This window comes from Anoxybacteroides voinovskiense, assembly GCF_014196205.1.
GTDB lineage: Bacteria > Bacillota > Bacilli > Bacillales > Anoxybacillaceae > Anoxybacteroides > Anoxybacteroides voinovskiense.
Window position 1 is genome coordinate 1 of record NZ_JACIDE010000013.1, and the last position, 12150, is coordinate 12150.

The window sequence follows — 12150 nt, forward strand, 5'->3', positions numbered from 1 at the left end:
ATTTAGCATACTGTTTCAGAAAAGGGGAGGGGGACATTCCGAAGGAATTTGCAAAAAAGAAGGCGTTTTATTCGGGGATAAAATGATAATTTACACTAATTATCACATACAAAGAAGGAGCAAGTATATCAATAGATTAAACATGTCAAACCTTTATTTTCTGTTGATGGGCGTCTAACTAATGAAACGAGAGAGACTTTTTAGTAAACTTCAGTCACTTTTTCAGCAATAAATGCTGTCAATAATGGAGTATGGAATATTAAGGAAGAAGAAGTAATGCCCGAATGATAAAAAGGAGGATGAGTTATGTCAAATAACGTAAGACAGAGAAGAATCATTTTAGATTTAGCAGTTACTTTAGATGGTTTTATTGAAGGAAAAAATGGAGAAGTTGATTGGTGCATCATGGACTCTGAGATGGGGTTTATTAATTTCTTAAACCAAATTGATACTATTTTATATGGAAGAAAAAGCTACGATTTATGGGGACAATTTACCCCAGAAACTACTGATGATGCTGAAAAAGAAATTTGGGAATTAATTCATAGCAAAAAAAAATATGTGTTTTCCAGAACACAAAAAGAGGCTGATGACAAAGCGATATTCATAAATGATAATATTTTGGAAGAAGTATTAAAACTAAAGAATGAACCTGGTAAAGACATCTGGCTATACGGCGGAGCAAATCTTATTACTACTTTTATCAATTTAGGGCTTATTGATGAATTTAGATTATCTGTCCACCCTGTTATTTTGGGAGAAGGAAAACCGTTATTTATTGATATAAAGCAGAGATTGAATTTAAAACTAGTTAATACAAGAACGTTCTCCTCTGGCGTTGTGCAACTAATTTATCATTGGAATGGTAATTAATAATATGATTCATTCTAATGATAAATTGCCATAAATAGTAATGGTCATTTATTCAACGATTGGCGGGTTAGTGCAAGAACAATGGAAAACCTAAAATAATAGGTTTCCTTCAGCATTTTGACATTATCAACATGAAATTTTAACAGAAATGAAATAAAAAACGAGGCCGCTGCCGCAAAGCAACAGCCTCGTTTGCTTCATAGCGAATGATCCCCCTTATCCGTTCAACATCGGGCTCCCCAACTTTTTCGCCAGCTCGACAAAGAACGCAAGCGAATCTGGATTGGCCATTGAGCCAACGTTCACCGCTTTTTCGAGCGGGAAACCTAATAAAATTTTGCGAATCGGGATTTCCATTTTCTTTCCGTTTAACGTTTTTGGGATTTGGTCGACTTGGTAAATCGCATCCGGAATAAAGCGCGGCGATACGTGCGCTTTAATGGCTTCTTTCACTTGTTGTTTTAATGCGTCATCTAGCTCTACCCCTGGCTGAAGAACGACAAACAGCGGCATAAACGATTTCCTTCCCATCACTTCTAAGTCAATAACCAAACTGTCGAGAATGCCATCGACTGTTTCCACAGCACGATAAATTTCGCTCGTGCCCATGCGCACGCCCGCGCGGTTAATCGTCGAATCGGAGCGGCCGTAAATGACGCAGCTTCCTTCGGCATCAATTTTAATCCAATCCCCATGTTTCCACACGCCTGGATACGTATCAAAATAGCTTTCGAGATAGCGGCGGTCGTTTTCGTCGTTCCAGAAAAAGAGCGGCATCGACGGCATCGGCTCCGTGATGACTAATTCCCCAACTTCATTGATTAGCGAATGTCCATGTTCATCAAACGCCTGTACGTTTGCCCCAAGCGAACGGCATTGTAGCATGCCTGCGCGAACCGGTAACACCGGCGACCCACCGACAAACGCAGTGCATACATCTGTTCCGCCACTGCATGAAACGAGCCAAACATCTTTCACATGTTCATACACCCAAAGAAACCCTTCGGTCGTCAGCGGCGACCCTGTCGAAAGAACCACTTGCAACAGCGAGAAATCGTAAGTCTCTTTCGGTTGAATGCCTTGCTTCATGCAGACGTTAATAAACGCTGCGCTTGTGCCAAAATGCGTAATTTTTGCCTTTTCGGCAAGCTCCCATAAAACGTTCGCATCTGGAAACGTTGGGCTCCCGTCATATAACACAACTGTTGCCCCAACTAACAGCCCACCAATTAAAAAGTTCCACATCATCCAACCAGTCGTTGTAAACCAGAAAAATGTGCTGTCGCGCGCAATATTGCATTCTATCGATAAAATTTTTAAATGTTCTAATAAAATCCCGCCATGCCCTTGCACGATTGGCTTTGGCAATCCGGTCGTCCCTGAAGAATATAAAATCCAAAGCGGATGAGCAAACGGCACTTGTTCATACACAAGCTCGCCTTCTTCTTGCAATATGTCCGTCCATAATAAAACAGAATCGTCCCATGCGCGTACATCGTCATGTAAATACGGAACGACAATCGTCTTTTTTAGCGAAGGAAGTTTTTCTTGCAGTTCTTTCACAACAGGCACTTTATCAAACGTTTTTCCATTATATTGACAACCGTCCACCGCAAACAAAATCGTCGGCTCAATTTGTTGGAAGCGATCGATCACGCTATTGGCACCAAAATCCGGCGAGCAGCTTGACCAAATCGCGCCAATGCTTGCGCACGCCAAAAACGCAACGACCGTTTCCGGAATATTCGGCATATAAGCAACGACGCGATCGCCTTGTTTCACGCCGAGTTTTTTCAGTGCCGAAGCGACCGCTGCCGTCTGTTGTTTTAACTCTTTCCATGTCACTTCACGTAGCGAAACGCGTTCGGAACGAAATAAAAGCGCTGGTTTTTCCTGTATGTTGCGAAAAATATGTTCCGCATAATTTAACCGCGCCCCTGGAAACCAGTTTGCCCGCGGCATTTTCCGCTCTTCTAACACACACGTATACGGCGCAGACGACTGAATATCACAATATTCCCACACCGTTTCCCAAAATTGTTCAAGTTTCTCGACCGACCATTTCCATAGCGCCGCATGCGAATCAAACACAATCCCTTTTTTCGTTTGCAACCAATCCATATACCGCTTTATGCTTGACTGCTCGATTTGTTCTTTCGTTGGTGTCCATAAAATATCCCCATCCGTAACCGCTTTCATTTCTCCTCACCTTTCCCCTTTGGATAAAAACTACGAAAAATTCGGACTATTTTTATCATATCATCTTTTTTTCGGACAAGGAATACGAACTTTTCGTCAAAAAATGTTCAAAATCGTTGACAAAATGACATTCGCTGAATAAGATAAGATTAAAAGTTGGTTTAAGGAAAAATTATAACCTCTGTACAAATTATTGATAGGAGGGAAACTGTTATGACTGAAGCAAAACTTGCACGTTTATCTGATGCCAATCCTGGAGAACGTTTTCGCATTACAACGCTTAAAATAGAAGGAACGATGAAACGAAGATTGCTTGATTTAGGATTTGTGCCTGGCAGTGAAATCACCGTTTTACAAAAAAGCCCGTTAGGCGACCCGACCGCCTATCGCGTCAGTCATACGACCATTGCTTTAAGGAAGGAAGAAAGTGATCATATTTATGGGGAGAGGATCGGTAATGAATAAGCGGGAATATACGATTGCGCTTGCAGGAAATCCAAATACAGGGAAAAGTACGCTATTTAACGTACTAACCGGCTTACGGCAACATACAGGAAACTGGCCAGGGAAAACGGTCATTCACGCAGAAGGCTTTTTCACTTATAAAAACGAGGAATATCGAATCATCGACCTTCCCGGAACGTATTCGCTCTACTCCAATTCGGCGGACGAAGAAGTAGCTCGGGATTTTATTATTTTTAGCAAACCGGATGTCACGCTCGTCGTATTAGACGCAACCGCACTCGAACGAAATTTAAATTTAGCGCTACAAGTACTAGAAATGACCGACCGTGTCATCATTTGCCTAAACTTAATGGACGAAGCGAAAAAGAAAGGAATTGTCATTGATATTGCGAACCTTTCTAAAAAACTAGGCGTACCTGTCGTACCGCTTGCCGCGCGCAATAAAGAAGGGATTGAAGAGTTGCTTGAAACAGTCGCGCGCATGGTGCATGGGGAAATAAACACAACACCGCTCGTTGTTGCCTACAGCCGCGCCATTGAAGAAAAAATTGCGAAACTTCTTCCGCTTGTAAAAGAAGTGGTTGGAGAAGAATATCCAGCGCGCTGGGTGGCGCTTCGTTTACTAGACGGGGATACATCGTTGCTTCACGCATTGCAACACCATCCGCATCATTTCCTAAAGGAGGGAGCAACGTATGCGTGCCACTGTGCCAAATCCGTTTGATGAACTGATGGAACACGCCAAACGTTTAACAGATGGCGATACACGGGAACAAATCGTTGCGTCTATTTTCCAAACATCGCGTCAAATTTGCCAAGAAACAGTGACCTATACAAAACAAGAAAAGCGATATGAAACAGAAAAGCTCGACCGGATTTTTACATCAAAAATATGGGGATTCCCGATTATGCTCGCGATGCTTGCTGTCGTCATTTATATTACGATTGCCGGCGCCAATGTCCCTTCTTCGTTGCTCGCGGAATTTTTCGGTTGGCTTGAAGGGTATATTACGCTGCTATTCCAACAGTTGCACGCACCAAGCTGGTTACACGGCATTCTCGTTTTAGGGCTATATCGCGGAACGACATGGGTCGTGAGCGTCATGTTGCCGCCAATGGCGATTTTCTTCCCGATTTTTGCGTTGCTTGAAAATTACGGATACCTTCCGCGCGTCGCCTTTAATATGGATCGGCTCTTTAAAAAGTCTGGCGCGCACGGAAAGCAATCGCTAACGATGGCGATGGGGTTTGGTTGCAACGCTGCCGCTATCATGTCGACAAGAATTATCGAATCCCCACGGGAACGAATGCTCGCCATTTTAACGAACAATTTCGTTCCATGCAACGGCAGATGGCCAACGTTAATTTTACTTGCTTCCCTCTTTATGGCGGCAGGCTATACCGGCGGATGGAAAACGTTCGCTACCGCAAGCGTCGTCGTTGCAATGGTCGTATTCGGCATTATCGTGACCCTTACTGTTTCATGGATATTATCGAAAACGGCGTTGCGCGGTGTACCGACCCATTATACGCTTGAACTGCCACCATATCGCCGACCGAAAATATGGGATACAATCGTTCGGTCGACGTTAGATAAGTCGGTTTATGTATTGAAACGTGCGGTCACTGTCGCTGCGCCTGCCGGTGTGTTAACGTGGGTATTGGCAAACATTCATGTAGGCGATACAACCGTGCTGGCGTATTCCGCTCAGCTGCTCGACCCGTTTGCACGCCAATTAGGGCTTGACGGCTATATTTTGTTAGCGTTTATTTTAGGGCTCCCAGCAAACGAAATTGTCGTACCGATTTTATTGATGGGCTATTTATCGACTGGGGCGTTAATCGAAGTAGACGGTCTGCACTCGCTCAAACAAATTTTTCTCGACCACGGGTGGACGTGGCTAACCGCGTTAAATATGATGCTCTTTTCCTTGCTTCATTATCCGTGCGGCACGACACTTGTCAATATTTATAAAGAAACAAAAAGCAAAAAATGGACGTTCCTATCGTTCGCCATTCCAACAGCGATTGCGATTGTCGTCACATTTACAACTGCCCATCTCGTCCAATGGTTTGGGCTTTTGTAAAAAACATCCCGCTCTCGGTAAAGAGCGGGATGTTTTTATACATGTTTGATTTCTTCAATATGCGACACATCCGCCTCGTTAAGCAACTTCCAATGCCCGTCTTGCACAAAAACGGTTGTCAAGCTCGTTCCGTGCATAAATGGCGGCGCCCAAAGCTCCGTTATTGGCGTTTGTTTTAATCGTGCTACGAGCGTCTTTAGTACAACCCCATGGGTGACGATTAAAATATGGCCCGAACGGTGGCGGTCCACAATATCCGCTACCGCGGAAAATGCGCGCATTTGTACGTCAATAAACCCCTCGCCACGCTTTGGTGCATACAAATGCGGCGCGTTCCAAAAATGTTCAAACGAAACAGCGTCAAGCTGCTCGATTTGCTCGTGTGTTTTTCCTTCCCAATCTCCGAGAAAAATTTCCCGTAGCCGCTCTTCTTCATAAATTGGAACGGGCCGCTCCCCGCGGACGATTTTTGCCGTTTCTAATGCCCGCCCGCTCGTGCTTGTATAAATGGCGGTTAAATCGACTGCTTCTAATCGTTTGCCAAGCCGGCGCGCATCTTCCTTCCCTTTTTCCGTTAGCGGCGAATCAAGCCATCCTTGCATTCGTTTTTCGACATTCCATTCCGTTTCTCCATGTCTTGTCAAATATAATGTAAGCACGTTATCCCCCGCCCCTATCCCCTAACAATTACGTGTTAGAGGGAACATTCGATTGGTTATATTGTTCCAGCCAATGTTTTAGCTTCTCTGCTTCTAGCGATTTGCTGAAATAAAATCCTTGCGCAAAGTCACAATGCATTTGCTGAAGGAGCGATAGTTGTTGGTTCGTTTCGACCCCTTCGGCCAATACTTGAATATCAAGGCTTTTCGCTAAATGGATAATCGTATCGACAATGGTAGCGTCTTTTGAGTTTTCGGCGATTCCTTGAATAAAGCTACGGTCAATTTTTAACAATGTCACTGGCAAGTTACGAATATACGCAAGCGAAGAGAACCCTGTGCCGAAATCATCAATCGCCACTTGTACACCGACCGTCTTTAACTCTGTTAAAATGTGTTTTCCTGTTTCGATATTTTCCATTAAGCCGCTTTCGGTTACTTCTAAAATTAAATGTTCTGGTGCAAAACCAGTTTCATTCAATATGTAAATGACATGACCGACAAGTTCGGTTCGATTCAATAAGAACGGCGATAAATTGACCGCTAATTTTAACTTTGGAAACTGGGTTTGCCACTCTTTTACTTGCCGGCATGCCTGCTCTAGCACCCATAACGTAATTTCAAAAATAAAACCGCTTTTTTCTGCCAACGGAATAAACTCCAGCGGCGGAATTTCCCCGAGCGTCGGATGCCGCCAGCGAAGCAACGTTTCTACCCCCATCGCCGAACCGTTTCCTAATTCGATTTTCGGTTGGTAACATAAATAAAATTGCTCGCGAATAATGGCAAACGGAAGGTCACGTTTAATCACTTCCGCCCGGTTATGTACGGGCTGGTAAAAATGGTAGCCGTTTTTGCCGCGGTCTTTGACATAGTAAAGCGCTTGATCGGCATATTTCATCAGTTGCTCTTGATTGTCCGCATCGCTCGGAAAAAACGCAATTCCAACGGAAAGCGTGGACTGAATCATTTGTTTTTCATATCGAAATGGCTGATGAAACGCTTGAATTAACCGCTCTGCCAATAAAGAGACCGCTTCTTTCGCAGTATGCGGCAATAATAGCACAAACTCATCGCCACCAATTCGCGCGAAAAAGTGATTTTCCTGCAATACGGTTTGTACTCGTTTCACTGCTTCTTGTAAAAAATAATCGCCTGCTTGATGAGAAAAATGGTCGTTAATCCATTTAAATTTATCAAAATCTAAATAGCATAACGCAAACGGCGTTTGTTCATGAATTAATTGACGAATGTACCGTTCAAAATAGCTACGGTTCGCAATGCCCGTTAACGAATCAAAATAGGCGAGCTGGTGCAGTTTTTCTTCATATTTCTTCCGCTCGCTAATATTTTTCGCCGCGACAACGACATAGTCAAGCTCCCCATGCTCGTTGAAAATCGCTTTCCCGTTCGCTTCCATCCATATCCATTGTCCGTGTAGGTCAAGCCGACGAAATTCCGCCGTCTGTTTTTCGCCAGTCATATATAGTGTATGTAGTTTCTGCTGCAACTCGTCGACATCGTCACGATGGACGTAGCGAAACAAATCGGACGTTTCGCTTTCTTCTTGAACGACCCCAAACGTATGGACGAACGAAGGAGATATGTATGTTACCTTTTGCTCGTTCGACAAAATTAAAATATAATCGGACGAATGTTCGGCAATGAGGCGAAATCGTTTTTCGCTCTCCTCTAGCGCTACTTCTAATCGCGTTACTTCTGTTCGGTCGCGCAATACGACAATGCAACCGTTTTCCTCTTTTAATGGGAGCAATGAAACATGGACAAGTATTTCTCGCTCCCCGCTGCCCTTTATCATCCGCTCTCGTAAATCGACCGTCTCCCCTTGTTTTACACGTTCGAAATCTTCGGAAAATCCAAGCAACCGCACGTCATGTACATCTGCACCAACTAATGCTTGAAACGCTAGATTGCTATATATAATGCGCCCATTGGCCTCCACGAGCGCAACAGCTTCTGGAAATCGTTGAAAATAAGTCACAAAGTTGTCGCCCATCTCACTAGTTACCTCTCGAGTATATTTTTACTGTTCCTCTTGTATCTTCATTTTTACTAATCTAACGACAAAAATCAACAAAATGGACAAATTTTTTTCGAAAACCGGAATAAAAATCCCCTATACTCAAAAACTTGCCGGTTCTTTTTTTCTATGGTAGATTCAAAAGTACAGGTTGATAGAAAGGATGAGAACCATTGAAACGTCCAATCGTAATAATGCTGTCGCTTAGTGTATTGCTTGGCGCCTGCTCGGCGAACGAAACGAAAGAACAAACTCATGCAACAATGAGCGGAGACGTACGAGAAACGACGAAATCGACCGCGCATCTTCCGTCTTTTTTAAAGCCGTATGATGAAAATATGGCAGTGCTTTATCAACAAGCAGCGAACCATCGACAGTTGCTTGAAAACATTCCGTGCTATTGCGGCTGCGGAACGTCCGCTGGCCATAAAAACAACTACGATTGCTTCGTTTATGAAAATAAAAAAGACGGTTCTATCGTCTGGGATTCTCACGCGACAACATGCGGAGTTTGTTTAGACATTGCTGCCGAATCGATTACGGAATATGAACAAGGGAAATCGATAAAAGACATTCGGAAAATGATTGATGAAAAATATAAAGAAGGCTACGCCGAACCAACCCCGACGAAGCCGCTATAAACAAAAAGGCTATCTCTTCACAAAAGGGATAGCCTCTTTATCTTGGCATGACACTTAATGCTGTGTATAAATCGTACAATGTGTCTAGTTGTTTTTGTTTTATATCGTTTAACATACACTTCCATAATCGAACCATCGCCTGTACATCCCCATCTGCTGTATGCCGCTGTTCGCATCGGACGTTGTAATACGAAAGCGCTTCGTCTAACGTCGGAAACAAAAGCGGACGGTGGAGCATTTCCATCACTTGCCGCATCTCAAGAAAACGACCCGTCCATTTCGTGCGGTAATTCGTCCAAAGAAAATGATTGATAAACGATAAATCATGACCGATATGGTAACCAATGAGCATCCCCTCGCGAATAAACGACAAAAAACGATCCATTTCGTCTTTTAAGCGCGGAGCGGATTGAACGTCTTCTGTGCGAATGCCTGTCAGTTCAGAAATATGTTCCGGAATCGTTTTTTCCGGACGAATGAGCCGAGAGTAAAAGTCGGTAACGTCGCCGTTATTTGTTTTCGCTGCGGCGATCGCAAAAATTTCATCCCCATGTTGCGGCGAAAACCCTGTCGTTTCTGTGTCAATAATAACAAACGGAACGTGCTCTAGCCGCATATGCATATCTAGTTGTTTTTTTTGTTGTTCTTTTAACAACATTCGTACCCATACTTCTTGTTGAAAGGAATGTCGTTCGTTTTCTGGTACGGCAAATATTTTTTCGCTCGGCACCCCAAGCGATAACATACGCAACGCTCGCTGCCAAAATCGATGTTGTTCATTCATCGTGCCATCCCCTCACTTGCCGCATGACAACACGTTGCAGTTTTTTCGCAACTTTCATCGCTTGCTTTAAACGAGCTCGTTCGGATGTACTCAAAATAGAGAATGGAACATAATCTCCTGTTGCTTCTAGCGAATATTTCAAGCGGAAGTAAATGAACGTCATAAACGCTTCCTGCGCTTGCTTCACTAACGCAACCGGCAACAACGACTGCCTTTCCATCCATTGTATCCTTTCCCATGTCGTCATCGCCGAAATATTGCCGACGCACGACAAAAACTTAACTGCGTTCACTAGTTGCACATAGCCGCTCTGTTTTAAATGGAGGCAGCCGCTATACCGCCCCCACCGTTCCAACTGAAAATTTCCGAACCATCCAAGCGGCACATACGGAAACATGACATGTTCCCCCATTCGCTTTAACAATAGTGAATGGCTGCTTAGTTGTTCGAGCAACTTCTTTTTGCCGGTATACACTAATTCATGCGCTCCGTAAATCGGCCGCATATCCATCGCGATAAATAAAAAACGAATGTCGTCAGGAAAATGATGGTGAATATACATGGACATTTGCTCTTCCCAATCCCGCACCGATTGACTCCACCGCCGATTCGTCGCCATCACGTTTCCGAGGCAATACGGATATCCAATCTCTGCTAAAAAAGACGTTCCGATTTTCGCTAAATATTGAATAAACGCATAGCCTTCCGCTTCTTGCTCTCGCGAACAATCGAATAAAATGCCGTTATCTTGATCGGTCCATATTGTCGGCTCCCCTCTTCCTAAGCTTCCCATCACATACCAACACCATTTTTCCGGAGGTGTACCGACCGCTGCCCGTTTCGTTTCCTCCTCCGCCAACATAATCGCTTTTCGAACAAGCGCATCGTGCACATCGCTTAACGCGCGTGAAAGAGACGCGATAACGTCTCTTTCAATGACATTGCGCAGCAAGTAAGCTGCGTCACGATGAATTTTATTTAATTCATTGACCGTCTCTGCCTCAGCAATTTGCTTGAGCAATCCATCGAATGGTTCCATCGCTTTTTCCTCTTGCTTACTGAGCTGCTGTTTTGGACGAAAAAGCAGGATCTAGCTGTTCTGGATAGCCGTAGGAACCGTGCTCGCTAATGTCTAGTCCTGAAATTTCTTGCTCCGCTGTGACACGAAGACCGATCGTTTTCTTTAACACAAACAAAATAAGAAACGATACAAAAGCGACATACGCCATTGCTCCTAGTACCCCGACGGTCTGTACGATTAGTTGGTGGAATCCACCGCCATAAACAAGCCCCGCTTTGCCAATACCTGTTACTTCCACTAAACGAGGGGAAGCGAAAAACCCTGTCGAAATCGTGCCGATGATTCCGGCAATTCCGTGAACGGAAAAAGCATAAATCGGGTCGTCGATTCCTTTTCGTTCAAAATAAACCGATGTCCAAAACGTAAAGGAACCAGCAACGGCACCGATGACGACAGCGGCCCACGGCTCGACAAACGCGCACGCCGCGGTAATGGCGACTAGCGCAGCGAGCACCCCGTTTACCATCGCTGGAATGTCCGCTTTGCCGACGATAATTTTTGCTGTCACCATCGCGGCAATCGCCCCTGCCGCTGCCGCTAAGTTCGTCGTCAACGCGACATAGCCGAAAAATCCATCTCCTACTGCCATCGTACTTCCTGCGTTAAACCCAAACCAACCGACCCACAAAATAAACCCACCAATCACGGTATATACTTGGTTATGTCCTGGGATGACGTTTGGCGTTTTATCTTTATTAAATTTCCCGATGCGCGGTCCGAGTAACACAGTGGCGACTAGCGCCGCAATCGCTCCTTGTAAATGCACGACGGTCGAACCGGCAAAATCTTGCATGCCCATCGCCCCAAGCCAGCCGCCGCCCCACACCCAATGGCCGATGACTGGATAAATGGCAATCGTGAAAATCGTCCCGAAGATAAAATAAACCGATAATTTCGCACGCTCTGCAAAACCGCCCCATGCAATTGCCAAAGAAACCCCTGCAAACCCAAGCTGGAACAAAAATTTAATCGACAACGGCACGTTTGCCCACGAGAGGGAATCGAACGTTCCCTTCCCTTCTTTTAAAAACCATCCTTCCGTGCCGATGAAGCTGTTTCCTGCACCGAACGTAATCGCAAATCCAGCTGCCCAAAACGCTAAGGAAGCAATCGCAAAGCTTAAAATTTGTTTCCCTGCCACATGGCCAGAGTTTTTCATCCGTGTCGACCCCGCTTCAAGCAGTGCAAACCCTGCTTGCATGCCGATGACTAAAATGGCGCTAAGGATGACCCATAACGAATCAAGCGCTAAAGAAATTTCTTTTGGACTCATCTCCATCTCCCTTTCGTCACTTGTTTTAACATCTTTGTGTTATAATA

At 44.5% G+C, this 12150-nt stretch carries 11 protein-coding genes; 5 read left to right on the top strand and 6 right to left on the bottom strand.

All coding sequences use genetic code 11. From position 1 onward, the window contains the following. The first annotated feature begins 306 nt into the window (after positions 1-306). Positions 307-873, top strand: a complete 567-nt coding sequence (locus GGR02_RS09895; RefSeq protein ID WP_183184568.1) for a dihydrofolate reductase family protein — start codon at positions 307-309, stop codon at positions 871-873. Positions 874-1089: 216 nt separating this feature from the next. On the opposite strand, the gene GGR02_RS09900 is transcribed toward GGR02_RS09895, so the two are convergent. Beyond that, positions 1090-3072 (bottom strand): acetoacetate--CoA ligase, encoded by a 1983-nt coding sequence (locus GGR02_RS09900; protein WP_183184569.1) that lies wholly within the window; start codon positions 3070-3072, stop codon positions 1090-1092. Positions 3073-3285: 213 nt separating this feature from the next. Here GGR02_RS09900 and GGR02_RS09905 point away from each other — a divergent pair, with 213 nt between their 5' ends. From GGR02_RS09905 to GGR02_RS09915, 3 genes are read left to right on the top strand one after another with little or no spacing between them, the layout of a single operon-like run. After that, positions 3286-3537, top strand: coding sequence for a FeoA family protein (locus tag GGR02_RS09905; RefSeq protein ID WP_183184570.1), 252 nt, complete (start codon positions 3286-3288; stop codon positions 3535-3537). Further along, entirely contained in the window at positions 3530-4261 is a 732-nt protein-coding gene (locus GGR02_RS09910) for a FeoB small GTPase domain-containing protein (protein ID WP_183184571.1), read from the top strand. The genes GGR02_RS09905 and GGR02_RS09910 overlap by 8 nt, the downstream gene beginning before the upstream one ends. Next, on the top strand, positions 4233-5624 hold the full coding sequence (locus GGR02_RS09915) for a ferrous iron transporter B (protein WP_183184572.1): 1392 nt from the start codon (positions 4233-4235) through the stop codon (positions 5622-5624). The genes GGR02_RS09910 and GGR02_RS09915 overlap by 29 nt, the downstream gene beginning before the upstream one ends. A gap of 35 nt (positions 5625-5659) precedes the next feature. Here GGR02_RS09915 and GGR02_RS09920 read toward each other — a convergent pair whose 3' ends face one another. After that, entirely contained in the window at positions 5660-6283 is a 624-nt protein-coding gene (locus tag GGR02_RS09920) for a histidine phosphatase family protein (RefSeq protein ID WP_183184573.1), read from the bottom strand. Positions 6284-6311: 28 nt separating this feature from the next. Beyond that, positions 6312-8300 carry a putative bifunctional diguanylate cyclase/phosphodiesterase gene (locus tag GGR02_RS09925; protein WP_183184574.1) on the bottom strand — a complete coding sequence of 663 codons (1989 nt, stop codon included), beginning with the start codon at positions 8298-8300 and terminating at the stop codon, positions 6312-6314. 197 nt (positions 8301-8497) lie between these two features. On the opposite strand from GGR02_RS09925, the gene GGR02_RS09930 reads away from it, so the two are divergent. Further along, on the top strand, positions 8498-8965 hold the full coding sequence (locus GGR02_RS09930; RefSeq protein WP_229706178.1) for a PCYCGC motif-containing (lipo)protein: 468 nt from the start codon (positions 8498-8500) through the stop codon (positions 8963-8965). A gap of 37 nt (positions 8966-9002) precedes the next feature. On the opposite strand, the gene GGR02_RS09935 is transcribed toward GGR02_RS09930, so the two are convergent. From GGR02_RS09935 to GGR02_RS09945, 3 genes are read right to left on the bottom strand one after another with little or no spacing between them, the layout of a single operon-like run. After that, positions 9003-9749 (bottom strand): exonuclease domain-containing protein, encoded by a 747-nt coding sequence (locus GGR02_RS09935; RefSeq protein ID WP_183184575.1) that lies wholly within the window; start codon positions 9747-9749, stop codon positions 9003-9005. Beyond that, positions 9742-10788 (bottom strand): DUF294 nucleotidyltransferase-like domain-containing protein, encoded by a 1047-nt coding sequence (locus GGR02_RS09940; protein WP_183184576.1) that lies wholly within the window; start codon positions 10786-10788, stop codon positions 9742-9744. The genes GGR02_RS09935 and GGR02_RS09940 overlap by 8 nt, the downstream gene beginning before the upstream one ends. Before the next feature lie 16 nt (positions 10789-10804). Beyond that, positions 10805-12103, bottom strand: coding sequence for an ammonium transporter (locus tag GGR02_RS09945; RefSeq protein WP_183184577.1), 1299 nt, complete (start codon positions 12101-12103; stop codon positions 10805-10807). Positions 12104-12150 lie beyond the last annotated feature (47 nt).